23 protein-coding genes and 1 tRNA gene are annotated in these 25,933 nt (G+C 59.5%); 13 read left to right on the plus strand and 11 right to left on the minus strand.

What is annotated here, in order from left to right:
- Positions 1 to 13: 13 nt before the first annotated feature.
- Together pqqB and pqqA are read right to left on the minus strand one after the other, a co-directional pair.
- Positions 14 to 931: a pyrroloquinoline quinone biosynthesis protein PqqB gene (gene pqqB / locus PNAP_RS03625; RefSeq protein ID WP_011800146.1), complete on the minus strand. Its 918-nt coding sequence runs from the start codon at positions 929 to 931 to the stop codon at positions 14 to 16.
- Between the two features lie 82 nt (positions 932 to 1,013).
- On the minus strand, positions 1,014 to 1,088 hold the full coding sequence (gene pqqA, locus PNAP_RS25505) for a pyrroloquinoline quinone precursor peptide PqqA (RefSeq protein WP_083758078.1): 75 nt from the start codon (positions 1,086 to 1,088) through the stop codon (positions 1,014 to 1,016).
- A gap of 102 nt (positions 1,089 to 1,190) precedes the next feature.
- Between pqqA and PNAP_RS03630 the strand changes: the two genes are divergently transcribed.
- Together PNAP_RS03630 and PNAP_RS03635 are read left to right on the plus strand one after the other, a co-directional pair.
- On the plus strand, positions 1,191 to 2,288 hold the full coding sequence (locus tag PNAP_RS03630) for an alpha/beta fold hydrolase (protein WP_011800147.1): 1,098 nt from the start codon (positions 1,191 to 1,193) through the stop codon (positions 2,286 to 2,288).
- A 54-nt stretch (positions 2,289 to 2,342) separates the two neighbouring features.
- Complete coding sequence (locus PNAP_RS03635) at positions 2,343 to 3,374, plus strand: MBL fold metallo-hydrolase (protein WP_011800148.1); 1,032 nt, start codon at positions 2,343 to 2,345, stop codon at positions 3,372 to 3,374.
- Here the strand turns inward: PNAP_RS03635 and PNAP_RS03640 are convergent.
- Complete coding sequence (locus tag PNAP_RS03640; protein WP_011800149.1) at positions 3,351 to 5,402, minus strand: sigma-54-dependent Fis family transcriptional regulator; 2,052 nt, start codon at positions 5,400 to 5,402, stop codon at positions 3,351 to 3,353. The genes PNAP_RS03635 and PNAP_RS03640 overlap by 24 nt on opposite strands.
- Before the next feature lie 464 nt (positions 5,403 to 5,866).
- Between PNAP_RS03640 and pedF the strand changes: the two genes are divergently transcribed.
- From pedF to PNAP_RS03670, 6 genes are all read left to right on the plus strand, one after another.
- The gene (pedF, locus tag PNAP_RS03645; RefSeq protein WP_232290786.1) at positions 5,867 to 6,304 is read left to right on the plus strand and encodes a cytochrome c-550 PedF; all 438 of its coding nucleotides are present in this window, start codon (positions 5,867 to 5,869) and stop codon (positions 6,302 to 6,304) included.
- A 76-nt stretch (positions 6,305 to 6,380) separates the two neighbouring features.
- Positions 6,381 to 7,286, plus strand: coding sequence for a transporter substrate-binding domain-containing protein (locus PNAP_RS03650; protein WP_011800151.1), 906 nt, complete (start codon positions 6,381 to 6,383; stop codon positions 7,284 to 7,286).
- Positions 7,287 to 7,663: 377 nt separating this feature from the next.
- Positions 7,664 to 10,429 (plus strand): preprotein translocase subunit SecA, encoded by a 2,766-nt coding sequence (gene secA, locus PNAP_RS03655; protein ID WP_011800152.1) that lies wholly within the window; start codon positions 7,664 to 7,666, stop codon positions 10,427 to 10,429.
- Positions 10,430 to 10,498: 69 nt separating this feature from the next.
- A complete protein-coding gene (argJ, locus tag PNAP_RS03660; RefSeq protein WP_011800153.1) occupies positions 10,499 to 11,740 on the plus strand; it encodes a bifunctional glutamate N-acetyltransferase/amino-acid acetyltransferase ArgJ in 1,242 nt (413 codons plus the stop codon).
- 18 nt (positions 11,741 to 11,758) lie between these two features.
- Positions 11,759 to 12,640 (plus strand): ATP-binding protein, encoded by an 882-nt coding sequence (locus PNAP_RS03665; protein WP_011800154.1) that lies wholly within the window; start codon positions 11,759 to 11,761, stop codon positions 12,638 to 12,640.
- Positions 12,637 to 13,104 (plus strand): NUDIX domain-containing protein, encoded by a 468-nt coding sequence (locus tag PNAP_RS03670; protein ID WP_041376504.1) that lies wholly within the window; start codon positions 12,637 to 12,639, stop codon positions 13,102 to 13,104. The genes PNAP_RS03665 and PNAP_RS03670 overlap by 4 nt, the downstream gene beginning before the upstream one ends.
- Before the next feature lie 22 nt (positions 13,105 to 13,126).
- Here the strand turns inward: PNAP_RS03670 and PNAP_RS03675 are convergent, their stop codons facing one another.
- On the minus strand, positions 13,127 to 15,577 hold the full coding sequence (locus tag PNAP_RS03675) for a patatin-like protein (protein ID WP_011800156.1): 2,451 nt from the start codon (positions 15,575 to 15,577) through the stop codon (positions 13,127 to 13,129).
- Between the two features lie 224 nt (positions 15,578 to 15,801).
- On the opposite strand from PNAP_RS03675, the gene PNAP_RS03680 reads away from it, so the two are divergent.
- The gene (locus PNAP_RS03680; protein ID WP_011800157.1) at positions 15,802 to 17,121 is read left to right on the plus strand and encodes a hemolysin family protein; all 1,320 of its coding nucleotides are present in this window, start codon (positions 15,802 to 15,804) and stop codon (positions 17,119 to 17,121) included.
- A 12-nt stretch (positions 17,122 to 17,133) separates the two neighbouring features.
- Here the strand turns inward: PNAP_RS03680 and PNAP_RS03685 are convergent, their stop codons facing one another.
- Positions 17,134 to 17,799 (minus strand): lytic transglycosylase domain-containing protein, encoded by a 666-nt coding sequence (locus tag PNAP_RS03685; protein WP_011800158.1) that lies wholly within the window; start codon positions 17,797 to 17,799, stop codon positions 17,134 to 17,136.
- Between the two features lie 27 nt (positions 17,800 to 17,826).
- Entirely contained in the window at positions 17,827 to 19,572 is a 1,746-nt protein-coding gene (locus PNAP_RS03690) for a proline--tRNA ligase (protein WP_011800159.1), read from the minus strand.
- A 103-nt stretch (positions 19,573 to 19,675) separates the two neighbouring features.
- Between PNAP_RS03690 and PNAP_RS03695 the strand changes: the two genes are divergently transcribed.
- Positions 19,676 to 20,383 (plus strand): RNA pyrophosphohydrolase, encoded by a 708-nt coding sequence (locus PNAP_RS03695; protein WP_011800160.1) that lies wholly within the window; start codon positions 19,676 to 19,678, stop codon positions 20,381 to 20,383.
- Entirely contained in the window at positions 20,380 to 20,892 is a 513-nt protein-coding gene (locus PNAP_RS03700; RefSeq protein ID WP_011800161.1) for a CNP1-like family protein, read from the plus strand. The genes PNAP_RS03695 and PNAP_RS03700 overlap by 4 nt, the downstream gene beginning before the upstream one ends.
- A 41-nt stretch (positions 20,893 to 20,933) precedes the next feature.
- Here the strand turns inward: PNAP_RS03700 and proB are convergent, their stop codons facing one another.
- The 4 genes from proB to rplU all read right to left on the minus strand — a co-directional run bounded on the left by proB (position 20,934) and on the right by rplU (position 23,958).
- Positions 20,934 to 22,070, minus strand: a complete 1,137-nt coding sequence (gene proB / locus PNAP_RS03705) for a glutamate 5-kinase (RefSeq protein WP_011800162.1) — start codon at positions 22,068 to 22,070, stop codon at positions 20,934 to 20,936.
- A 100-nt stretch (positions 22,071 to 22,170) separates the two neighbouring features.
- Positions 22,171 to 23,265 (minus strand): Obg family GTPase CgtA, encoded by a 1,095-nt coding sequence (cgtA, locus tag PNAP_RS03710; RefSeq protein ID WP_011800163.1) that lies wholly within the window; start codon positions 23,263 to 23,265, stop codon positions 22,171 to 22,173.
- Between the two features lie 96 nt (positions 23,266 to 23,361).
- Positions 23,362 to 23,619, minus strand: a complete 258-nt coding sequence (gene rpmA / locus PNAP_RS03715) for a 50S ribosomal protein L27 (RefSeq protein WP_011800164.1) — start codon at positions 23,617 to 23,619, stop codon at positions 23,362 to 23,364.
- A 27-nt stretch (positions 23,620 to 23,646) separates the two neighbouring features.
- Positions 23,647 to 23,958 (minus strand): 50S ribosomal protein L21, encoded by a 312-nt coding sequence (gene rplU, locus PNAP_RS03720; protein WP_011800165.1) that lies wholly within the window; start codon positions 23,956 to 23,958, stop codon positions 23,647 to 23,649.
- Positions 23,959 to 24,125: 167 nt separating this feature from the next.
- Here rplU and PNAP_RS03725 point away from each other — a divergent pair, with 167 nt between their 5' ends.
- Both PNAP_RS03725 and PNAP_RS03730 read left to right on the plus strand, forming a co-directional pair.
- Positions 24,126 to 25,109 (plus strand): polyprenyl synthetase family protein, encoded by a 984-nt coding sequence (locus PNAP_RS03725; protein WP_011800166.1) that lies wholly within the window; start codon positions 24,126 to 24,128, stop codon positions 25,107 to 25,109.
- Between the two features lie 14 nt (positions 25,110 to 25,123).
- Positions 25,124 to 25,200: transfer RNA gene (locus tag PNAP_RS03730), tRNA-Pro, on the plus strand.
- Between the two features lie 75 nt (positions 25,201 to 25,275).
- Here the strand turns inward: PNAP_RS03730 and pssA are convergent.
- On the minus strand, positions 25,276 to 25,902 hold the full coding sequence (gene pssA, locus PNAP_RS03735; RefSeq protein ID WP_011800167.1) for a CDP-diacylglycerol--serine O-phosphatidyltransferase: 627 nt from the start codon (positions 25,900 to 25,902) through the stop codon (positions 25,276 to 25,278).
- Positions 25,903 to 25,933: the final 31 nt, after the last annotated feature.

Here is a 25,933-nt window from a genome sequence, read left to right on the forward strand (position 1 = left end):
ATGTTGTCGCTTCCTAAAACACGATGTCCATGCCGTCGAACGCGACTTCAATGCCATGCGCGGTCAGCAGGGCACGCTCCGGGGAGTCTTCGCGCAGGATGGGGTTGGTGTTGTTGATGTGGATGAGGATTTTTCGGGTCGCGGCCGGCAGGGTGTCGAGCTGGGCAATCATGCCCTGCGGTCCGCTTTGCGGCAAATGCCCCATCTCGGCGGCGCTTTTTTTCGACAGGCCCAGGCGCTGCATTTCGTCTTCGGTCCAGAAGGTGCCGTCCACCAGCACCACGCTGCACTGGGCCATCAGGTCCAGCAGCGCGGGCGTCATTTCCCCCAGGCCGGGCGCGTAAAACACGCGTTGCCCGGTGGCCGGGTTCTCCAGCAGCAAACCGATGTTGTCGCCCGGTCGCGGACAATTCCGAAAAGGCGAATAAGGCGGCGGCTTGGAGGACAAAAGAACCGGCCGTATCGCCATGCCCGGCAGCTCGGGCACTGCCATGAAATCGCCATCCAGGCGCAAGGGAGTCGGCGTGACGCCGCAGTAGTGCGACAGAATCCGGGTGATGGGAAAGCCTTCGGTCAGGTCGCCAAGCACCTCGGGCGTTGCCAGCAGCGGCAAGGGGCTTTGCCGCTCGCGAAGCATCAGCAGGCCGGTGACATGATCGATCTGGGCGTCCATCAGCAGCACGGCGGCAATGCCGCTGTCGCGCTGGGCGCGTGCGGGCTGCAACTCGGGGGCGGCCCGAATCTGGGTCAGCACATCCGGCGAAGCATTGACCAGCAGCCAGTCAGTGCCATCGACGGTCACGGCAATGGACGACTGCGTTCTGGCCTGGGCCCGAATGCTGCCGCGACGCAGGCCGTCGCAGTTGGGGCAGTTGCAATTCCACTGGGGAAAGCCGCCGCCGGCGGAGGAACCTAAAACTCGAATGCGCATTGTGCTGATCCAGGCTGTTCAGGGGATAAAAAAGCGCACGGGCGTGTAAACACCGGTGCGCTTGGTCCAGACTTGCTGAAACTCAGCGGTTGGCGATGTACATGGTGATTTCAAAGCCGAAGCGCATGTCGGTAAAAGAAGGTGTTGTCCATTGCATAGTCGGTGTCTCCTGGTAGTTGGCATGAAATATGTCTGCCATCTTGTAGCCGCTGTTGCTTCCACAAGCTGCACACCCAGAAAATAGAGCAATATCAATGCCATGCTAAAGCCCCTTCCGCCGCACACTGCCCGCCTGCTGGGCGGCCGCCCTTCCCTTGACTGGCCGGGGCCTGCCTGGGTGAGCACCGCACGCCACAGCCGCATGGCCTACCGCCGGCTTGGACCCGCCACGGGCGAGCCCTGGCTGGTGCTGCATGGCGGACCGGGCAGCGGCAGCCAGCCCGACCTGATGCAGGCCTTTCAGCCGGGCAGGCATCAAGTCATCGTGCCTGATCAGCGTGGTGCCGGGCTGTCTTGCCCGCGCGGGCGTAGCGCAGGCAACCACACCGATCAACTGGTCGCCGACCTGGAATGTTTGCGCCTGCAACTGGGGATTGAACGCTGGAGTTTGCTGGCCGGCTCCTGGGGATGCGTGCTGGCGCTGCGCTATGCCGCGCGCTACCCGCAACGGGTGAAGCGGCTGGTCTTGCGCGGCGCTTTTGGCTTGCGCCTGGCGGAAATTCGCGGCCTCCTGCATCCCCACCCCATCAGGGAAAGTACCGTGGCACGGCATCCTGATTGGCCACGCGGCCCGCTCAGCGGCATGTCCCGCGTGCTGGCCCAATTGGAGCAGGTGTTGCAAGTTGGAGCACCCCGGACTGCAACATTGCGCCTCATCCGTTGCTGGGGTCTGCTGGAGCAAGGTGCTGCCTTGCATGGCATGTGGCGAAGCCTGGTTCACGCTGCCATCCTGAAGGATCGGCCATTGGCCTCGGAGATTCGCCGGAACTGGGCGCAACTCAGGCGCAAGCGGCGACAGGCTGAAGCCGGCGTGGATCGGCCGGGTATCCGCCCTGCGGACCGGCGTGGCTGGCAAAAATTCAGGATTCAATCCCATTACCTGCGTCACAAGGGATTCCTGCGCCCTGGCGCCCTGGACCGCGCCGTCAGCATGCTCGCAAGGCACGGCCTGCCCAGCGACTGGATCCATGGTCAATTCGACGCAGTGTGTCCGCCAGGCAACAGCCGGCAGTGGATCAGGCAGTCACAAGGTCTGGAGCCTGGCGTGGCTCGCGGACATTGGCCTGTCGCCGGGCACCTGGCCGGGGAGCCCGCCATGCGCGCGGCGCTACGACGCGTTGTACAAAGCCTGCGTTGAATGTTATGAGCCTTCGTTGCTGCCCCTGCAGTCTGGCGAGTTGAGGCGGCAGCCATGGCACTGATGCTGAAAATGCGCTGGCTGTATTGCCTGCTGTGTCTGTGGGGTGCGGCCCAAGTGGCCCAGGCAGCCCCGCCAGACTGCGCGCAAGCCAGGCCTGTGGATTGGCAGGCGGTGGCCCCGGGCGTGTGGGTCTGGCTGCCTGAACGCATTGACGAAATTTCCCCGCACAACCAGGGGCATGTGCTGCCCATCAGCGCGGTAGTGGACTCAGGCGAGGCCCTGGTGGTTGACCCCGGACCCAGTCATCAGCATGGCCTGCGTGTGAGACGCTCGCTGGCCTGCCAGTTGGGTGCCCGGGTGCGCTGGGTCGTCAACACCCATGCGCATGCTGAAAGCGTGCTTGGAAATTCCGCCTTTGCTGATTTGCAGGCCCTGGGCCTGCTGGAGATCGTTGCGACCGCAGGCACCCGTGAAGCCATGCAGCGCAGATGCGAGCAATGCTTGCCGTACCTGACCAGCATCGTCGGTGCCGAGGCGATGCAGGGCACCCATATTGTCTTGCCCAATCGCATAACGAGTGAAGGCGAGACACTGGCAGTGGGCCGAATCCGGCTGCAGGTGATGCAGGTCCGCAGTGCCCATACCGAAAGCGACTTGCTGCTCTGGGAGCCGCAACGCCGTGTCATGTGGGCCGGTGGCTTGCTTTATGACGGCCGTATTCCCGAGCTTGCACAAGGCAGCCTGAATGGCTGGCTGCATGCCTTGCCCCGCTTGAAGGAACTGCGTCCGGCGCTGGTCGTGGGCGCCGCCGTGTCGGTTGCGCCAGATGCCAACTCCTTGCCTCCGGCCTTTGCGGCCACCGGCCAGTATTTGCAGGCGTTGCGCATGCGCGTGCTGCAGGCGATGGATGCCGGCCTGGACGGCAGTGACACCCGGTCGATTCAATTGCCGGACTTTGCCGGCTGGGCAGGCTACAGGCAGCGCCACGGCTTCAATGTCCAGCGCGCATGGCGAGAACTGGAGCCTGAATGGCTCGATGCCACCGGCCCCGCCAGCCTCTCAGTTCCAGACGTCGGGCGGTAGCTGTTCCTTGCGGCGGTACACCGTGTTGCGGGACACGCCCAGCGCCTTGGCCGCCGCCGACACATTGCCCTTGTGGTGTTGCAGCATCTTGGTCATGGCCACCAAGGCCACATCTTGCAGCCGCTGCCCATCGGTATCGCCTGGCATGTTCGGCATTGCATTTTCCGGAGCGGCTGCAGAAGAAGGTGAAGGTTGTGCAACCGCTTGCAGCACATGTTCATGCTCTTCGAGAAAATCGTCGGGCAAGTGGTTGCGCTGTATCACACCTTCGCAGCCGACCATGACCACTGCCGTGCGCAACAGGTTGTGCAACTGCCTGAAGTTTCCAGGCCATTGGTGCGTATGGAACAGGGTCATCACATCGGCCGAAATGCCAATCTGGGCGCCGTTTTCGCACAAGCTTTTCAGGATTTTCTGCATGACGACTTCAAAGTCGGTGCGATGGCGCAAGGCGGGCAGCCGAACCACCAGGCCATTGAGGCGATAGTACAGATCCTCGCGAAACTCTCCCCGGACGATCATTTCCTTCAGGTTCTTGTTGGTGGCGCAAATCACGGCCACGTCCACCTCCACCTCCCTGCCTGCGCCCAGAGGACTGACTTTTTTATCTTGCAGCACGCGCAGCAACCGTGCCTGCAGGTGCCTGGGCATGTCGCCAATCTCATCGAGAAAAAGCGTACCGCCGTTGGCTTGCTGGATTTTTCCGGTGGCGCCTTTTTTCTTGGCTCCGGTAAAAGCGCCTTCTTCGTAGCCAAACAATTCTGATTCGATCAGCGTCTCGGGAATGGAGGCGCAGTTGACTGACACGAAAGGATGGCCGGCCCGGTCGGAATCGCCGTGAATGGCCTGGGCCAGCAAGTCCTTGCCAGTCCCGGTTTCTCCCAGAATCATGATCGGAATGTCACGGCCACGCACCATGCTCAGTTTCTGGATGACGGTGGCCACCTGGGGGTCGCCGGTGTTCAGGTAGTGCAAAGTGGAGAGTTGTACTTTGCGCGCAGGGCTAAAGCCTGTTTCCGCTGCCGGGGCCATGCCTGCATAATTTTTAGCTTCTGGTGGTTTGAACGGGTTGCTCGCTGCCGTGTTGATCGCTTGCCCGTCCGACCACAGGCTCAGCGGTTTCATTTTAATTCTGCACCAGACCGACACCCCGTTGTGCAGAACAAACTGCTGGGGTTTGGTCAGGGCATTGCCACGCAGTTCATGGAGCCTGGAGATGGGAATGTCAAACAGGGAAGAAAAAGTATGACCCTTCAGCGCATTGAAGGACATGCCCAGCTGAAACTGGGCGCTGCGGTTGGCGGACAGGAAGCGCCCCTCGTGCGAGAAAACGGCGATGCCTTCAACCAGGGTGCCCAGGAATTCGGAGCGTGTATGAAAGTGAATGCGAACTGCCGTCGGGAAAATGTCGGCGAACATGTGGTTCTCGATCATCTGAACCGACATGCGCACCAGAGCCATGGTGTGCTGATGAAAATTTCGCTGATCCCCCGTCACATCCAGCGCACCAATGATCTGGCCGTAAGGGTCAAAAACAGGGGCGCATGAACACGTCAGAAACTGGTTGGCATGCATGAAATGCTCGGAACCGCGTATGGTCACCGGCAGTTCTTCTGTCAAGGCGGTGCCAATGGCGTTGGTCCCCTTGCTTTTTTCGGACCAGCACACGCCTGGCACCAACGCCACCTGCATCGCCTTTTCCAGGAAATCCATGTCGCCCAGCGAGTGCAGCACCAAGCCATTCGACGCGGTCAGCAGCACCATGTTGTGGGTGTTGGCAATTTGTTCATGAAGGGTTTCCATGACGGGCATGGCATGCTCCAGCAGGAACTTGTTTTCATCCAGCCCCTGGGCCAGCCTGGCCGGGCTTTCGGGTGAAAAATCGGGTATGTCGTCGCGGTCTATGCCATAAGCTTTAGACCGCGTATGCGACTCCATGATCAGATTGGGATGGTCAAGCTCATGAACTTCCTGGTCTGGCGAATGCACCGGGCGACCCGCCATCGGGGTATACATCACTGTTCTCATCGTGTCTCCAAATCGCTTTGTTTACAACCCATTCACTGCCCTTGTATCTGTACAAGTCAGTCCTGACTTTGCTCAGGCCCTGGTGCAAGCTTGATGTTTTTATTCTTCCCGATTTTGTACCCTTTCAACTTGATGCTCAACAAAAACAAATGAATCAATATGCTGTAAGTCAGTGACTTATAAGGGAAAACCCTTGTTTTTGGAGGAGATCGGGACTCGCCGGCTACTCAAAAATTGAACAACCTGAGTCAAACTGACACACATGGATGAGTCTGGTTGATCGACCTCGATGAAACTGTCATAGTAAAGATCAAGCCTGAGAAGGCTGGCGCATTTATTGCTGCCACTGCCAGTAACTTTCACTACTGAGGAGACATGCCATGCAAACTTCAACTGGCGTATTCACCCGTCGCCTGGGTGCGATGTCCCACCACATACGCACCCTCTGTTCAGCCGTTTTGCTGATGGCCGCATGCCTGCTAACCGGTACGGCCATGGCGCACGGCGATGTCGTGCCCCAATCAGTCAACACCACGACCCTGCCGCCACTGGGCGAAAAGTGGCTGCCAGCCAACCCTTATAGCGAAGGGCCTGCCCACAAGGAAGCACTGCGTATCGGCACCTCGGCTTATAACCAGAATTGCGCGCGCTGCCATGGTCTTGAAGCCATATCCGGTGGCATTGCACCCAATCTGCGAAAAATTGATGGGGATTGCATGGGTTTGGCGGATGCGGCCAAAAAAATGGCCTGCTACAAGGAAACGGACGAGTTCTTTCTGGGCACCGTTCGGCGTGGCCGGGTGCGTGACGGCCGCGTGTACATGCCTCCTTTTGAGGGTATCCTGAACCAGGAAGCCATCTGGGCGATCAAGACTTATCTGGAAACACGTCGCGAGCCCTGAAATTCTGGACCACTTCTGGGAACCTTCCCATCGAAGCTGTAGCATTTACGCCTCATCCCTCCAGGAAACAATCCGTATGCCTATCCCTTTTTTTCCTGAAAACAAGCACTTTCCGATGACGGATCCGAAGGTTCAACGTCGCACACTGGCAGTGCTGCTGCCCTTGGCGCTGGGTTGGTCGGCTGTTTGTGCGCAAACCGAACTGAGCGACCTGGCCAAAATTCAGGCCAGCGGCGTATTGAAAGTGGGCGTGTACAAGAACAACGCGCCGTTTTCCGATGGCCCTGTGACGGACATGAAAGGGCTGGACATCGACATTGCCAAGGCCCTGGCCAAACAGCTGCAACTCAAGCTCACACTGCTGCCCTTTGATGCCGGCGAGAACATGGGCGACGACCTGCGCAACATGGTCTGGCGCGGCCATTACCTGGGCTACGGCCCTGCCGATGTCATGATGCATGTGCCGGTGGACAAATACCTGGCGCAGCAAAACCGGCAGGTTTTTATCTTCGCCCCCTACATGCGGCAAACGCAGGTGCTGTTGCATGACACGGCGGTGTTACCCAGTGTCAGTGGTTCTGAAGACCTGAAAGGCTTCAAACTGGCCGCTGAACGTGGCACCGGAACTGCCAGCGTGCTGATGGCGCACAACGCGGGCATGCTGATGTCTCAGGTCGCTCTTTACAGCACGGGCGTGGAAGCCGCCAAGGCGGTTATCGATGGAAAGGCAGCAGGCGCCTTTGTGATGCGTTCGCAGGCCGAATCCATCCTGTCGCAGAGCCAGTCCCAGCCCGCCCATTGGTCAATGAGTCCGCTGCCGCTTTACGGCGTTCCCGAAAACGGCTGGCCGTTGGGAATGGCTGTCAAGACAGACTACAAAGACCTGGCTCAGGCCATGCAAAAGGCGATGCAGGAATTGCGCAGCAGTGGCGAACTGCTGGCCATCTTTAAAAGCAATGGCATGACGCTGACCTCGCCTTGATGGCTGGCGCCGGTAAAAGCAGGCTGGATCCCAAGCCAAATGCCAGGCGATTGAGCTAAAGCGGAATCACCCTGGCTTTCAATCACGGCGTTCAAGGCGCCCAGCGACTTTTTGCTACTGAATTCATAGCTTCTCGCGCAGGCCACGCCTGCGCAAGAAGCCTATTTGATGCTAAAAAGTCGTTTGCTGGTTAAAACGGGTTCGCTCTAGCGGGCTGTTTCAGGTGAAAAGGCGACTGTCATTTTCGCCGCGCTAAAATCAATGGTTTGCGCACAGTTGAACTAAGCTGCCAGCGCCCACACCTAAGTTCCGTACTCAATAAGGGATTTTGGCCGCATTGCCAGCTCAGGGGAGCAGCCATTAGCGGCTTCGCATTTATGGCTTCCAATATCCTGACCAAAATTTTCGGCAGCCGCAACGACCGGCTGCTCAAAACCTACCGTAAAACTGTAGACCAAATCAATGCGCTGGAAACCCAGTATGAAAAGCTGGACGACGACCAGTTGCGCGCTAAAACGCAGGAGTTCAAGGATCGGGTAGCCGCTGGCGAAACACTCGACGCTCTGCTTCCCGAGGCCTTTGCCGTCGTGCGCGAAGGCAGCAAACGCATCATGAAGATGCGTCACTTCGACGTTCAGATGCTGGGCGGCATGTCGCTGCACAACGGCAAGATTTCAGAAATGCGCACGGGTGAAGGCAAGACCCTGACCGCGACGCTGCCGGTGTACCTCAATGCCTTGACCGGCAAGGGCGTGCATGTGGTCACGGTCAATGATTACCTGGCCAGTCGTGACGCCCGCTGGATGGGCAAGCTGTACAACTTCCTCGGCATGAGCGTCGGCATCAACCTGCCGAACATGTCGCGCGAGGAAAAGCAGGCAGCCTACAACGCCGACATCACCTACGGCACCAACAACGAGTTTGGTTTTGATTACCTGCGCGACAACATGGTGTACGAAGTAGGCGACCGGGTGCAGCGCGGCCTGAACTTCGCCATCGTCGATGAGGTCGATTCGATTTTGATTGACGAGGCGCGCACGCCGCTCATCATCAGCGGCCAGGCCGAAGACCACACCGAGATGTACCTGGCGATCAACAAGGTCGTGCCCTTGCTGACGCGCCAGGAGGGCGAAGCCGACCCGCGAACCGGCGAGGGCGTAACAACACCCGGCGACTACACCATCGATGAAAAAACACACCAGGTGTTTTTGACCGAGCAGGGCCATGAAAGCGCCGAGCGCATCCTGTTCGAGATGGGCCTGATTCCCGAAGGCGCCACGCTGTACGACCCGGCCAACATTTCGCTGATGCATCATCTGTATGCAGCCCTGCGCGGCAACCTGCTGTACCACCGCGACCAGCACTACGTGGTGCAAGAAGGCGAAGTCGTGATCGTGGACGAGTTCACGGGGCGCCTGATGTCGGGCCGCCGCTGGAGCGATGGCCTGCACCAGGCGGTTGAAGCCAAGGAAGGCGTGCAGATCCAGGCCGAAAATCAGACCCTGGCCTCGATCACCTTCCAGAACTATTTCCGCCTCTACAAGAAGCTGTCCGGCATGACCGGAACCGCCGACACCGAAGCCTACGAATTCCAGGAAATCTACGGTTTAGAGACCACCGTCATTCCACCCAACCGGGTGAGCAAACGCGATGACCAGCTGGACCGCGTGTACAAAACCACGCGCGAGAAATACGAAGCGGCCATCAAGGACATTCGCGAGTGTTATGAGCGCGGCCAGCCGGTGCTGGTCGGAACGACCTCCATCGAGAACTCCGAAATCATCGACCAGTTGCTGATCAAGGAAAACCTGCCGCACCAGGTGCTCAACGCCAAGCAGCATGCCAGAGAGGCCGACATCGTCGCGCAGGCCGGCCGGCTGAAGATGATCACCATCGCCACCAACATGGCCGGGCGCGGTACCGACATCGTGCTGGGCGGCAATGTTGAAAAACTGATTGAAGCGGTGGAGGCGGACGAGTCCCTCGATACCGTTGCGAAGGAAGCCGAAATCGCGCGCTTGCAGACCCAGTGCAAGCAGGAAAACGAGCAGGTCAAAACACTGGGCGGTTTGCGCATCATTGCCACCGAGCGCCACGAGTCGCGCCGTATTGACAATCAGTTGCGTGGCCGTTCGGGTCGCCAGGGTGATCCCGGTTCTTCACGCTTTTACCTGAGCCTGGACGACCCGCTGATGCGTATTTTTGCCGGTGACCGGGTCAGGTCCATCATGGAGCGGCTGAAGATGCCCGATGGCGAGGCGATTGAAGCCGGCATTGTCACGCGCAGCATCGAGTCGGCCCAGCGCAAGGTCGAGGCGCGCAATTTCGATATCCGCAAGCAACTGCTTGAATACGACGATGTGTCCAATGACCAGCGCAAGGTGATTTACCAGCAGCGCAACGACATCATGGATGCCAGCGATCTCCAGCCGCAAATTGCCTCCTTGCGTGAGGGTTGCTTCGCTGACCTGACGCGGCAGTACGTCCCGGTGGAAAGCGTCGAGGAACAATGGGATGTGGCCGGGCTTGAAAAAACACTCCGCGACGAGTGGCACATCGACCTGGCCTTGCGCCAGGAAATCGAATCCGCCACGGCGATCACGGATGAGGAAGTGCTTGAAAAGGTCAGTGCAGCCGCGGAGGCGGCATTTGCCGACAAGCTGGAAAAGATCGGCAAGGAAAATTTCACCCAGTTCGAGCGTGTGGTGCTGCTCCAAAGCATTGACAGCCACTGGCGTGAACACCTGAGTGCCCTGGACTATTTGCGCCAGGGCATTCATCTGCGTGGCTATGCCCAAAAGCAGCCCAAGCAGGAATACAAGCGAGAGGCGTTTGAGTTGTTTGGCCAGCTTCTCGACAGCGTGAAGAACGAAGTCACCAAAACGCTGATGACGGTCCAGGTCCAGTCGGGCGAACAACTCGACCAGGCGGCCGAAGCCCTCGAAAGCCGGGCCGAAAACATCACCAACGTGACCTACACCGCTCCCACTGAAACGGGTGAAGTGGAAACGACGGTCGATGAAGCCTCGCAGCGGCGTCAGCAGGCTGTTGCAGGTTCGGCCATGCCGCGCGTTGGCCGCAATGATCCCTGCCCCTGTGGTTCGGGTAAAAAATACAAGCTCTGCCACGGCAAGCTGACCTGACCCGCACGCGGTCTGGTCATTTCATGGGCGCCATTGGCGTCCTAACCCTTTTTTTCTGGAGTCAAGTCCATGCCTGTGAACCTGCTTGCCACGCCCGCCGCTGATCTCTACCCTGTGCCCGGTGTGCGCTGGGGTATTGCTGAAGCGGGCATTCGCAAAGCCAACCGCAAAGATCTCGCCGTGCTGCTGCTCGATGAAGGTGCTTCGGTGGGCGCTGTTTTCACCCAGAACAGGTTTTGCGCCGCCCCGGTGCAAATCTGCCGCGAGCATCTGGCTGCAAATTCTGGTCAGAACCACGGCATCCGTGCCATGCTGATCAACACCGGCAATGCCAATGCAGGAACCGGCCACGATGGCTTGATGCGTGCACAGTCCACCTGTATCGAACTGGCTCGCGCCCTGAATCTTTCGCCTGAGCAGATACTGCCGTTTTCTACCGGCGTCATCATGGAGCCTTTGCCCCATGACCGGATTGCGGCAGGGCTTCCTGCGGCGCTGGCCGATGCCAAAGCCGACAACTGGGCCAACGCCGCCGAAGCCATCATGACCACCGACACGGTGCCCAAGGCATTTTCGACCCGCATCACCCTGGGGGGCGCAACCGTCACCGTCACTGGCATCAGCAAGGGCGCGGGCATGATCCGCCCCAACATGGCGACGATGCTGGGCTTCCTGGCCACCGATGCCTGCGTGTCGCAGGTCTTGATGGCGCAACTGGCCAAGGAACTGGCTGATGCCTCCTTCAACCGCATCACGATTGACGGCGATACCTCCACCAATGACTCGTTCGTGGTCATTGCCAGCAACCAGGCCGCACACACGCCCGTCACGTCACTGGACAGCCCGGACGGCCAGGCCCTGCGCACGGCCATGATGGGCATCGCGCAACAACTGGCGCAGGCCATCGTGCGCGATGGCGAAGGCGCAACCAAGTTCATGACCATTCGGGTCGAGGGCGGAAAAACCGGCGAGGAGTGCCGCCAGGTGGGCTATGCCATCGCCCATTCGCCGCTGGTCAAGACGGCATTTTTTGCCAGCGACCCCAACCTGGGCCGGATTCTGGCGGCTGTCGGTTATGCCGGCATTGCCGACCTGGACCAGACGCGGATTGACCTGTACCTGGATGACGTGCTGGTGGCCAAAAATGGCGGCCGGCATGCGGACTACGTCGAAGCCGACGGCCAGCGGGTGATGAAGCAAAGCGAGATCACCGTGCGGGTGGTGCTGGGCCGGGGTGAGGCTCTAGATACCATCTGGACCTGCGACCTGTCCTATGACTATGTCAAGATCAACGCGGATTACCGCAGCTAAACCAACAGGCGATTGCGCATGAACGAACAGTTTGAACGCCTGATGGTGCGGGTTGAATCGCTGATGGCGCGCATTGAGTCCGTGCTTCCACAACCCTTGTCCGCGCCCGACTGGACGGCTTCCGTTGCCTACCGTTATCGCAAGCGCGGCTCCGGCCACGGTTCGCTGGAGCCGGTCAGGCATCTGGGCGCCATGCGTCTGACGGACCTCAAGGAAATCGACGGCCAGAAAGACAGGATACGGCGCAACACCGAGCAGTTCGTCAGCGGCAAGCCGGCCAACAATGTCTTGCTGACCGGCTCGCGCGGCACCGGAAAATCCTCCCTGATCAAGGCCTGTCTGAACGAGTATTCGGCCCGGGGCCTGCGGCTGATTGAAGTGGACAAGGCCGACCTGACCGACCTGCCTGACATCGTCGATGTGGTGTCCGGTCTGCCCGAGAAGTTCATCGTGTTTTGCGACGACCTGAGTTTTGAAGAAGGCGAGCCCGGCTACAAGGCGCTCAAGTCCATCCTGGACGGCTCGATTGCCGCCGCAACGCCGAATGTGCTGATTTACGCCACCAGCAACCGCCGCCACCTGCTGCCCGAGTACATGATGGAGAACCTGACCTACACACATACCGAAGATGGAGAAGTGCATCCGGGTGAAGTCGTTGAAGAAAAGATTTCCCTGTCCGAACGCTTTGGCTTGTGGGTCAGCTTCTACCCGTTCAGCCAGGACGAGTACCTGACCATCGTGGCCCAGTGGCTGTCTTCATTTGGCGTTAATGCCGAGGCCATCTCAGCCGCACGTCCGGCCTCGCTGGTGTGGGCGCTGGAGCGCGGCTCGCGCAGCGGCCGTGTGGCCTACCAGTTTGCGCGCGACTATGCCGGGCAGCATGCCGGCACGGTTCAGTGACCAAAAGGTTGCTGGTTGCCGATGCGGCCCAGCCTCGCGAGGGCGGTCCCGGGCGCAAGGTGGTGGAGGTGGCTGTTGGCGTATTGATCCAGCCTGATGGCCAATTCCTGCTCACATCCCGCCCTCCTGGCAAGGTCTATGAAGGCTACTGGGAGTTTCCGGGCGGCAAGCTGGAGCAGGGCGAAAGCGTCGAGCAGGCGTTGCGTCGCGAACTGCAGGAAGAAATAGGCATCACCATCGCTTCCGTGCATCCCTGGAAAGTCGAGATGGTCGATTACCCGCATGCGCTGGTCCGGCTCAATTTCTGCAAGGTGTTTGAATGGACGGGCGAGTTGCAGATGCACGAAGGCCAGTTGTTTGCCTGGCAGTCTTTACCGGTCACGGTGCAGCCGGTATTGCCCGGCACCATTCCTGTACTGGCCTGGTTCGCCGAGGAACGCGGCTTTTCCGGTGCGACCCGATAACCTGGCCTGGCAAGGGGCTGATTCAGAGAGCGGAGATCGCATCGCGCAGCCGTGCCACAAGGTCGGGAATCAGCCTGAGCCGCCCGGCTTCCTCCTCGATCACCCGTTCAAATGCAGCCTTCTTCAAGGCATGAAAATTGATTTCGTGCCGCGTATTCGCCGGTACGGTGCTGGCAAGAATGTCAAACAGCCTATCCACGGCATGCAGCCGCCCCCACAGATAGTCGTTCTCACGCGTTGCGCGGCTGAGAAAGCCGCCAAAGCCAGCAAAGGTTCCGCCCAGCAGCATCCTCGTCGTGTCTGGTACTGTCAGGCTGACGAAATCGTCCGGACTGATGCGGTCTATCAGTATCTCCTCGATGGGTCCAGCTTCAAGGGACAGGGCGTTCACCACGGGACGAAGGATGATGTCCCAGTAGAAATAGCCCAGATAGCCAGAGAGAATGGCGCTGCGGCAACGGGGCTCAAGATTGAGCACCAGCGAAGATGACAGCACTGCGTCCGCATCGTCGTTTCTGCGGGCCATATCGCATTCAATGCCGAGTCGCTTGACCAGGCTGGAGATGGCGGAATCATGGGCGCTGACAAACTGCTCGATTTCCATTTGTCCCAAATCTGCCAGGAATAGCTTGCGGCACATGGCAATCGCCTGGCCACTCAGGAAACTGCTGTCGTCGTAAATCGACATTTCATCGATGAGCTTGTGGATCTGGATCTTTATCAGATCGAGATCCTCGGGTTCCGTCGAACAGGAATCCATCAACGAGGTGTTTGTATAGAGAGCATTGATCTCATGAAGAACAAAATTCAGGCGTCTCTTTTTATAGACCAGCCCGAAGTCGATGACAATTTTCGCAAATGCGGGCACATCGGTGTTTTCGTAGGCGTTTTCCGGCATGCGGTAGGAGTCGGATAGCAAAATCGCCTGATTCCTGGCCCATTGTTCGATGCTTTCCTGAACCCTGTGCGCCTGTGCTGAATCCCTGGAGAAATGGCAGGCGCCGTTGATCAGCTCGACGACGAAATCCAGTCCTTCCAGGGCAAGAGCGCGCATGTACGAGTCATAGACAATCGGTGTCCCAGCCAGGAGGTTGGTGGAGGTCAGGCGCCAGTGCCGCAAGTCATGGATGCTGAAACTGCCGCTGATCCGCCCCCCGGTGGCTTGCTCGATCAATTTCGCGACCTCGGCTCTGGCGTAATAAATGGTTTCCTTCAGGCGTCGCACCTGCTTGTTGTAACGGCTGACGTCCGCCAGTTCGTTATAGGTCGGATCGGTGCGGGGCAAGTCGGAGAGTGCCCCGCGCAAGGTCGCGAAAAATCCCGGCACAGTGCTGCTGGCAACTGCTTTGTCCATCTGGGAATGCGGGTCGATGTAAACGAGACGACGATCCACCTCGCGAAAAGCGCTGTGCGCGCGGATGGCTTCGAGGGTTGCCATGATCGGCTTATTGTCCAGAATGCTGCCATCGACCAGTACGGCTTCCTCCGGGTTCTTGCTCTGGTCACGATAGCCGCTGAAATTGCGTGCAAGAAAGCGTGAGCGTGCGGGCCAAGGTTTGTGGTGGGATGCCAGGAGATCATCCATTTCGCGCAGCTGTGCCGGTGGAAAAGCACCCGGATAAGATGCCGAAGCACGGGCTGCGAAAGCCAGCGAGGGCAAATTGTCGAGATCAAAGTCGCTTTGAAGATGGCCGGCTTTGTCATGGTCGAGGCGAAAGCGCAGCAGGTGACGATGCTCGCGTTCCTTGACCATGGGTGGATCGTGAATAAAAATCGACCGGTCAAGACCCCGGAAATCGGTTGCCGTGACCAGCAGGTCCAGCCTTGTGCCCGGCGGAAGCAGGGATTCTGTCGAGGCCTCCGGTCTTTCCATGGCCGTCAGGCCATCAAGCACGAGGGCGGCGAGACGAGGGCCATCAAGGGGCGGCTTGAACCAGCGCGAGCGCAGGAACACCGAAACCCGTTCCTGCATTTCGGCATCGATCTTGCCGATGAACAGGCCTTCCCGGTGGAGCCGTGCCAGCAGGGGCCGCACGAAAGGCCAGAAAATCCATTTACTCCAAAGCCGCGCCTTGGCCTCGGGCGCGAGCAGCTTGAGCATGTCGGCTTCAGCCAGCCACATATCGGTCAGCGGCGCAAGGCTGAGATCATGCGCCAGGGCTCGGGCGAGCGCGATGCCGTTGATGCCGCCTGCAGATGATCCGGAAATGACGTCCACCATCACCCGCAGGGAGAGGTGTTGCCCGATGGCCGAAAAACACTGGAGATAGACTTCTCCTGTCGAGCGCTCTGGCTCATCAGGGTAGCGGCTGCGAAATGAAGGGACATTGCTGTCTTCGCCCAGCCTGTTCCGGTGATAAAGCTTGGATGCCCGGATCAGGTTCAGTATTTCCCGGTTGATGCCATGCTGGTAAATGGCGAGTGAGACGCCTCCAAAGAACACGATCGCCAGCCGCAATTCTTTTTCTTTCATGTTCACCTCACTCCACTTCGGCCAAGGGGAAGTCGAAAATCATTCTATGCCTTTTGTAGCCCGGCCTCGTCAGTCTGAATCGATTGTCAGGCTGCGCTTTTTACTGGAAAAAGCGCTCGGACAAAGTGCTGTGTTTGCAGAAGGCGCTTCAGTCAAGGCGACAGACACCCAGCTAAACTCAAGTCCCAGCCTGCGCTGCCTTTCAGCCATGCCAGTTTTCTTCCATGACCCTATACCAAAGCTTGTTTGTGATTGGCCTCCTGATTGCGGCCAGCGCATTTTTTTCAGTCTCCGAAATTTCTCTCGCGGCTTCGCGCCGTCTGCGCCTGCGCCAGATGGCCGACGATGGAAACGCACATGCCGAGCGGGTGCTGCGGGTGCAGGAACAGCCCGGCGACTATTTCACCGTGGTGCAGATTGGCCAGAATGCTGTTGCGATTTTGGGTGGCATCGTTGGCGAAGGTGCGCTGAGTCCGCACTTCACTGCCTTTCTTGAGCTTTGGCTGGCGGCGCCCACGGCGCAGACCCTTGGCTTTCTCAGTTCCTTCCTGGTCGTCACCTCGCTGTTCATCCTGTTTTCAGACCTGTTTCCCAAGCGTCTGGGCATGGCCACGCCCGAGATCCTGGCCATCCGTGTCGCGCAGCCCATGGCTGTCTGCATGATGCTGATGCGCCCGCTGGTGTGGTTTTACAGCCGCTGGGCTGACGCCCTGTTTCGCCTGTTCGGCCTGTCCTCGCTGCGTGACGACCGTATCACCTCCGATGACATTCTTGCCATGATGGAAGCGGGCGCCGTGGCCGGCGTGCTGGCCGTGCGTGAGCAGCAGGTGATCACCAATGTGTTTGAACTCGATACCCGCACGGTAGGCAGCGCCATGTCGCCGCGTGACCGTATCGCCTTCTTCCTGCGGGATGACCTGGACTCGGTCATCCGGCTGCGCATTGCCGCTGAGCCTTTCTCGACTTACCCGGTGTGCGAGGGCGATATCGACCATGTGGTCGGGTACGTCGATGCCAAGGATCTGTTCCAGCGCGTGCTCAATAACCAGCCGATTTCACTGGCTGACGACAGCCTGGTGCGCAAGGTGCTGGTCGTGCCTGACCGTCTGACGCTGTCTGAAGTGCTGGAGCAGTTTCGGCAGGTCCACGAAGACTTTGCTGTCATCGTCAACGAATACAGCATGGTGGTCGGCGTGGTGACGCTCAATGACGTGATGAGCACGGTCATGGGCGACCTGGTTTCGCCCTTCGATGAAGAGCTGATTGTGCGGCGCGACGAGAACTCCTGGCTGATTGATGGCGCCACGCCCATCGAGGACGTGTTGCGCACGCTTGGGCTCGACCATTTGCCTCACGATGAGGAATACGAAACCCTGGCCGGTTTTTTGATGGTGATGCTGCGCCGCGTGCCCCGGCGCACCGACAGCGTGACCTGGGGCGGCTACAAGTTTGAGGTGCTCGACGTTGACAGCTACCGCATCGACCAGGTCATGGTGTCGCGGCTGACCGGTGGCGTTGCCGGCGCGGCCGTGGCGGCTGCTTGAGGCCCGGCAGGCTCAGCCAACCGTTCGGTCATTGGGCAGCCAGCCGCGTTGCGCGGCAAACACCGCTTCCGGGTACGGCGCCCGGCCCCGGCTGCCGTTGTAGCGGCCCAGGCCCAGAAAATTGTCGCCGCGCTCCCGGTCCAGGTAGTGGCGAAGAATCACGCAGCCAAAGCGCAGATTGGTCTGCATGTGGAACAGTTTTCCCGGGTCGCCATCGCCAATCACGCGCGTCCAGAAGGGCATGACCTGCATGTAGCCGCGCGCCCCGACGCTGCTCACGGCGAACTTGCGGAAATTGCTTTCGACCTGGATCAGGCCCATGACGAGCGTCACGTCCAGTCCGGCACGCTTGCTCTCGTACCAGACCGCCTGCAAAAACTCCTGGCGAATCTGCAGTTCCGGCATTTTCTTCTTGAGCCGCTCGCTCATGGCGCCCAGCCAGCGCAGGTACGCCAGTTTGCTTTCAGTGTTCCTGAACTCCGGTACCGGCGGCGCCTGGTTGGCAATGGCTGAACCCAGCGCCGTGCGCACCGAATCCATCAGCGGCTCCTCGACCTGCCCGCCAGCACTGGAATGCTCTGAAAATAATAGCGGAACACACCCGCCAGATAAGCGCAAGAGCCATTTTCTTCTTGAAATTTGCGCTGAAATCGCAGTACTTTGCACAGGCACGGTCATGGGCAAATGAAGAATGCCACCCAGCCTTTACAGGGCCAGTTTGCCTTTGAGGAAATCGAACGCGGCCGCAGCCTCGACCTTGCTGGCCGCCGTGTCGCGGCGGTGCTGGTATTCGATGTGTCCTTCCTTGAGGCCTCGGTCGCCAATGGTGACGCGGTGCGGCACGCCGATCAGTTCCCAGTCGGCAAACATGGCGCCGGGCCGCTCGCCCCGGTCGTCCAGGATGACATCCACACCGGCACCGAGCAACTCGCTGTACAGCTTGTCGGCAGCGGCCTTGACATCGGGAAAACGCTCAGGCGTGATCGGGCAGATCACCACGGTGAACGGCGCAATCGCGTCCGGCCAGATGATGCCGCGCTCGTCGTGGTTCTGTTCGATGGCCGCTGCCGGCAGGCGGGTGATGCCAATGCCGTAGCAGCCCATTTCCAGGAATTGCGGCTTGCCGTTTTCGCCCAGGAAGGTGGCGTTCATTGCCCGGCTGTACTTGGTGCCGAGGTAGAACACATGGCCGACCTCAATGCCGCGCTCGATGGCCAGCAGGCCCTTGCCGTCGGGCGATGGGTCGCCGGCGACCACATTGCGGATGTCCGCGATCAGGTCGGGTTCGGGCAGGTCGCGGCTCCAGTTGACGCCGGTGATGTGGAAATCGGCTTCATTGGCGCCGCAGACCCAGTCGGCCATCACGGCGACTTCGCGGTCCACGACCAGCTTTACCGGTTTTTTCAGGCTCAGCGGTCCCAGGTAGCCCGGTTCGCAGCCAAAGTGATCGTCAATTTCGGCCAGGCTGGCAAAGCGAAAGCTGGCATCCAGGCCGGGCACCTTGCCGACCTTGATTTCATTCATGTCGTGGTCGCCGCGCAGCAGCAGCAGCCAGACCTGCGTCTTGACCACTTCACCGGCTTCATTGGTCAGGTCCGTGGCCAGCACCAGTGACTTGACGGTGGTTTTCAGCGGGATGCCGAGCAGCGCGGCGACATCGGCACAGGTGGCCTTGCCCGGCGTTGGCGTTTTGGCCAGCGCTTGCGATGCTTCCGGGCGCGGACCCGCGGGGGCCAGCGCTTCGGCCTTTTCCATATTGGCCGCGTAGTCGCTGGTCGGGCAGTAGACGATGGCGTCTTCGCCGGTGGCGGCAATCACCTGGAATTCCTCGCTCAGATCGCCACCAATCGCACCGCTGTCCGCCGCGACTGCGCGGTAGGTCAGGCCAAAGCGGTCAAAAATCCGGCGATAAGCCTCCGCCATGTTCTGGTAGCTGACCTTGGCGGCGGTCTGGTCGCGGTCGAAGCTGTAGGCGTCCTTCATGATGAATTCGCGCCCACGCATCAGGCCAAAACGCGGCCGGCGCTCGTCGCGGAATTTGGTCTGGATCTGGTAGAGGTTTTTAGGCAACTGCTTGTAACTGCGGATGTCCTGGCGCATCACGTCGGTAACGACTTCCTCGCTGGTCGGCTGGACCACGAAATCGCGGCCATGACGATCCTTGATGCGCAGCAACTCCGGTCCCATGGCTTCGAAGCGCCCGGTTTCCTGCCAGAGTTCGGCCGGCTGGATGACCGGCATGCTCATTTCGATAGCGCCGGCGCGGTTCATTTCCTCGCGAACAATCGCTTCGACCTTGCGGATCACGCGCAGGCCCATGGGCATGTAGTTGTAAATGCCGGCGCCCAGCTTTTTGATCAGGCCGGCGCGCATCATGAGCTGGTGGCTGACGATTTCCGCGTCGGCGGGTGCTTCCTTGAGGGTGGAAATGAAGAACTGGGAGGCTTTCATGGGCTATTTTTCTGGGTTTGGAGACTGTCGTCCGGCTGTGCGCTTGGCGGGGGCGCCTTCGCTGTGCATAATGGACTCAGTTTAAAAAATTTGAGGTTTGATTATGCTTGACAGGGACGGTTTTCGGCCCAATGTCGGCATCATCTTGCTCAACCAGAGAAGTCAGGTATTTTGGGGCAAACGCATCCGTACCCACTCATGGCAATTCCCGCAGGGCGGCATTGATCGGGGCGAAAATCCCGAACAAGCCATGTTCCGCGAGTTGCATGAAGAGGTCGGACTGCACCCACAGCACGTTCAGGTGCTGGCCCGTACCCGAGACTGGTTGCGCTATGAGGTGCCTGACCGGTTCATCCGCCGTGATGCGCGTGGACACTACAAAGGCCAGAAGCAAATCTGGTTTTTGCTCCAACTGGTCGGTCACGACTGGGATTTGAACCTGCGTGCAACCAACCACCCCGAGTTTGATGCCTGGCGCTGGAACGACTATTGGGTGCCGCTCGATGTCGTGGTGGAGTTCAAGCGAGGCGTGTATGAAATGGCGTTGACCGAGTTGTCGCGCTTCGTGCCGCGTTGCGAGTTCCGCTTCGATGCGCGTCCGGAGCAGCGCAACCGCTATTTGCGCGGCGGCCTGCACCAGCGCGACCTGCTGGCCAATCAGTCTGGCGAGCCAGGTTCATTTCCTGCCGCAGGTGGCATTCCTTCCTACGCCACCAGGCCGGGCGCTCCATTCGAGTTGCCTCCCGGCGCCACTTTTGAGCCTGATCCGCAGACCAGTTTTGGCGTGAATGCGCCAACGAAAAAAACATGAAATTCAAGCCCGCCTCTTTATTCGCCTGTGGGCTTTTACTCAGCCTGAGCAGTGCGGTCTGGGCGCAGTTTGCGGTCGAAGATGCTGAGTGGAAAGAATCCGAAGTCCCGCCGCCACCGGCTTTTGATGTCGGCAAGCTGGTCATCTTTGAGGTGTCACCCAACTCATCACTGGTTTATGGGGTCGATCCGGCGTCCATCAGCATTTCGAAAAGCGATGGCGTGGTGCGCTATGTGATGGTGGCCAGCAGCGCCAGCGGCGCGCGCAACGTGATGTATGAGGGGCTGCGCTGCTCTACCGGTGAATTCAAGACCTATGCCCGTTATTCTCCCGAAGGGCGCTGGAGCATGGTCAGTGATCCGGAGTGGCGCCCCCTATTTGGCAACATGCCCTCCAAACATGCGCTGCGATTTGCCCAGGCGGGAGCCTGCGACAACGCGGCCCTGCCGCTGTCGGTGAATGCATTGGTCAGGCGGCTGAAAAATCCAAATTTCGGGATGACGCCGTAAGCGTTGATGCACCCATGGTGCTGGAGGCAGCAACGCCTGCTTCAGCGGCTAAGGATGAGGTTGGTGCGGTGAACCATTTCCGACTCGCCGGTATAGCCGAGCAGTTTTTCGAATTCCGAGGAAACTTTCCGGCAAATCAGCCGGGCTTCGGCACTGGAGTAATTGGCCAGGCCGCGCGCTATTTCTACTCCGTCCGCATCCTTGACGGCAATCACGTCGCCGCGTGAGAAATCGCCCTGAACACCGGTCATGCCGATGGGCAGCAGGCTCTTGCCGCCGACCTGCACCATGCTGGCGGCGCCCGGGTCCACAGTCACCGAACCACGCAGTTGCAGGTGATCGGCCATCCATTGCTTGCGCGCCTGTGTCTTCTGGGTTTGCGCCACCAGCAGCGTGCCAATCGCCTCGCCCTGGGTCAGCCGTATCAGCGCCTCGGGCTCGCGGCCCCAGGCAATCACCGTCGAGGCGCCGGAACCGGCTGCCCGTTTGGCCGCCAGGATTTTGGTGATCATGCCGCCCCGGCCAATGCTCGAACCGGCACCGCCCGCCATGGCTTCCAGCGCTGCATCGCCCGCTTTGGCTTCATGGACAAACTGCGCCGCAGGGTCTTTGCGCGGATCGGCGGTGTACAGGCCCTTCTGGTCGGTCAGGATGATCAGCGCATCGGCTTCGACCAGGTTGGCCACCAGTGCGCCCAGGGTATCGTTGTCGCCAAACTTGATCTCGTCATTGACGACGGTGTCGTTCTCGTTGATGACCGGCACCACGCCCAGTTGCAGCAGGGTCAGCAGGGTAGAGCGGGCATTGAGGTAGCGCTCGCGGTCGGCCAGGTCGGCATGCGTCAGCAGGACTTGCGCGCTGCCGATGCCGTTTTCGCGCAACTTGGTTTCATACATCTGCACCAGGCCCATCTGGCCGACGGCAGCGGCCGCCTGCAGTTCGTGTATGGCCTTGGGGCGAAGACTCCAGCCGAGCCGCTTCATGCCTTCGGCAATCGCGCCGCTGCTCACCATAATGACTTCGCGCCCGTCCTTGATCAGGGCAGCCAGTTGCTCGCACCACTGGCCGATGGCGATGGCATCCAGGCCGCGGCCTTCGTTGGTCACCAGGCTGGACCCTACCTTGACCACAATGCGTCTGGCGTTGCGCAGAACAGGATTGCCTAAAGGATCGTGCATTTTTAAGTGTTTTAAGGCTTTTGCGCAATAGGGGCGGGCGCAAGCAGCTATTGTTTATATAGCGACCAGGATTCAGTGCAGGCCAGAAAGCGGGCTGGCATCAGTCGGACGATGCCGGCTTTGCTGGCTCGGGCGGCAGCTCGATAAAGCGTGGATCGACTTCTTCCTCGGGCTGTTCGCTTTTCTGGACTTTCTTGACATGCTGGTAAATCGTCTTGACGAGCTGCTCGCAGCCTTCGCGGGTCAGCGCTGAAATTTCAAAGACCGGGCCCTTGAATTTGAAGCGCTTGACGAAATCCTTGACAACGGCGGCGCGCTCGTCCGCATCGATCATGTCGAGCTTGTTGAGCACCAGCCAGCGCGGCTTTTTATACAGCGCCTCGTCGTATTTCTTGAGTTCGCCGACGATGGCCTTGGCCTGCGCCACCGGATCCACGCCTTCATCAAACGGGGCCAGATCCACAATATGCAGCAGCAGGCGGGTGCGCTGCAGGTGCCGCAAAAAGAGATGTCCCAAGCCTGCGCCTTCCGAAGCGCCTTCAATCAAACCAGGTAAATCGGCCACCACAAAGCTTTGCTCGGGACCGACCCGGACCACGCCCAGGTTGGGGTGCAGCGTGGTGAAAGGGTAGTCGGCAATGCGTGGCCGGGCGTTGGAGACGGCCGAGATGAAGGTGGACTTGCCGGCGTTCGGCATGCCCAGCAGACCGACATCGGCCAGCACCTTCAGTTCGAGCTTCAGGCTTTTGCGGTCGCCGGGCCAGCCGGGCGTTTTGCTGCGCGGCGCGCGGTTGGTCGAGCTTTTAAAGCGCAGGTTGCCAAAGCCGCCGTCGCCGCCCTTGGCGATCAGGATCTGCTCGCCGGGCACCAGCAACTCAAAAAGAACTTCGCCGGTTTCAGCATCGGTCAGGATGGTGCCGACCGGCATTTTCAGGATGATGTCGTCGCCCTTGGCGCCGAACATGTCCGAGCCCATGCCGTGTCCGCCATTGCGGGCTTCATGCCGGCGTGAAAACCGGAAATCCACCAGGGTGTTCAGGTTGATATCCGCCACCGCGTACACATGGCCACCGCGCCCGCCATCGCCCCCGTTCGGGCCACCGAACTCTTTGTATTTTTCGTGGCTGAACGAGACGCAGCCGCTCCCGCCATCGCCGGCGGCAATGTCAATATAAGCTTCGTCAACAAATTTCATGATGGGATGGCCTCAGTAAGGCCGTGTATGTGGGGGCAGTTTAGAAACAGAAAAGCCCCGACAGGTCGGGGCTTCGATGCCATCGAAGTGATCAGCTTACGCTGCAGTCACATTGACAGTGCGCTTGTTCATCGAACCCTTGATGGCAAAGGAGACTTGACCGTCAACCAGTGCATACAGGGTGTGGTCTTTGCCGATGCCGACATTGACGCCTGGGTGGAACTGCGTGCCACGCTGGCGCACGATGATGCTGCCTGCGTTGATGACTTCGCCGCCAAATTTCTTGACGCCCAGCATTTTGGGCTGTGAATCACGCCCGTTTCGCGTAGAGCCGCCGCCTTTTTTCTGTGCCATTTTTCGTTACTCCTGGTACTGAACTGATTAGCCGACGATGGCGCCGATTTGCAGTTCAGTGAAGTTCTGCCGGTGACCCTGGCGTTTCTGATAGTGCTTGCGACGGCGCATTTTGAAAATGCGAACCTTGTCGTGCCTGCCGTGAGACAGCACCGTGACAGTAACAGTTGCGCCGGAAACCAAGGGCGTACCAACCTTGATTGAACTGCCTTCGCCGACAGCCAATACCTGGTCAATAACGATCTCTTGGCCTACGTCCGCAGCAATCTGTTCTACTTTAATTTTTTCTCCAGCAGCAACTTTGTATTGTTTGCCGCCGGTTTTTATGACCGCGTACATGTAAACCCTCGTAAATTGAGTTCTGCGGACGGATTTCCACAGAGCCTAAGATTCTAGCATCATGCCTAAAAAATGTACAGCCGGGCAAGTTTGTCTGTAGTCTGAGCGCTTAATGCGGGCAGTCGGACTTTCTATAATCTGCCCACACTTAACGTCGGGACTTCCCTTTGTCTGCCAATTCTTCCAGTACCGCTGCTGCCCTTGCCCTGATCGCCGACGATATGAGAGCCATGGATGCGGTCATTGCCCGCCGGCTTCAATCCGAAGTTCCGCTGGTCGCCCAGGTATCGCAATACATCATCGCTGCGGGCGGCAAGCGTCTGCGGCCGGCCTTGGTGCTGCTGATGTGCGGCGCTTTGGACTATCGGGGCGCCCAGCGCTTCAACCTCGCGGCGGTGGTGGAGTTCATTCACACCGCCACCTTGCTGCACGACGATGTCGTTGATGAGTCCACGCTACGCCGTGGCCGCTCTACGGCCAATGAGATTTTTGGCAACCCGGCCAGTGTTCTGGTGGGAGATTTTCTGTATTCCCGGGCTTTCCAGATGATGGTGGAAGTCGGCGACATGCGCATCATGCAGACCCTGGCCGAAGCGACCAATGTGATTGCCGAGGGAGAAGTGCTGCAACTCATGAACATGCACGATGCCGGGTTGACCGAAGCGGGCTATCTGCGGGTCATTCGCTCCAAGACGGCCAAGCTGTTCGAGGCCAGCGCCCGGCTGGCGGCCTTGCTGGCTCAATCTTCCCCGGCCGTTGAGCAGCATTGCGCCGAGTACGGACAGGCGCTGGGTACCGCTTTTCAGGTGATTGACGATGTACTCGACTATGACGGCGAGGTTTTGGAAATGGGGAAAAACCTGGGCGATGACTTGCGCGAAGGCAAGGTGACGCTGCCCCTGATCATCGCCATGCAACGCGGCACCCAGGCCGAGCGCGCCACCATCCGGCAGGCGATTGAAACCGGTGGCACTGAGCAGATGGCGCAGGTCATTAACATCGTTCAGAAGACCGGAGCCCTGCGGGCCACCCGGGACGCGGCCGCTACAGAGGCCCTGCGTGCGCTGAATGCCTTGCAAAACCTGCCCCAAAACCCTTACAGTCATGCTCTGGAGCAACTGGCTTCCCAATTACTGGCGAGGCGCTCCTGAGCATCGAGGCAAGTCGGGGTGTAGCTTAGCCAGGTAGAGCGCTACGTTCGGGACGTAGAGGCCGGAGGTTCGAATCCTCTCACCCCGACCAGGTTTTTCTTTATAAGAAGGCGGCGTTGCCCAAACCCGTCGGAGCCACGCTGCAGGCACAGGCAACTGCGCAGTCTCAAAGCTTTGGGAACCGTATCCGGCTGATCATCAATGAGCCCGAAAGCGCGAACAACAGCACCAGTGGGTGAAGCGTGAAGCCGCCAATCACGACCTGCCCGAACCACAGCGACTCATGCAGTGCGCCTTGCCAGGCGGCAACGAACATCACCATGACGAGCAACAGCGATGTCGGGATAGGCGTTCCCTCGAAGTATTTCACCTTGTTCTCGCCGCCAGACAGGGACTCGGCTGTCACGTTGTAGCGCGCTAGGCGAGACACGCCGCAGGCGACAAAGCCTGTCAGGATGATTCGGTCGTACAGGCCCTGCATGCCGCAGCCGTAAGCAATCAGGGCCGGAGCCACGCCAAAGGAAATGACGTCAGCCAGAGAGTCGAGTTCACGCCCCATGGCCGAGGTTTTCTGGCGCCACCGGGCGATTCGTCCATCGAGTACATCAAAGATCAAGGCCGCCAGAACCAATCCGCAGGCAAAGAAGACATGCCTGACGTCGTTCATCTGCAGGTAGGTCATCATGGAGAACAAGGCACCGGTGCCGCAGACGGCATTGGCCAGCGTGAACCAGTCGGCCAGGTGGAACTCCCGAATCATCGCGAAAGGCTTGTTCAGTTTAGGTAAGGTCATGAGGGGCAGCGTACCCCACTTTTGGACAAAC

Source organism: Polaromonas naphthalenivorans CJ2 (assembly GCF_000015505.1).
Lineage (GTDB): Bacteria > Pseudomonadota > Gammaproteobacteria > Burkholderiales > Burkholderiaceae_C > Polaromonas > Polaromonas naphthalenivorans.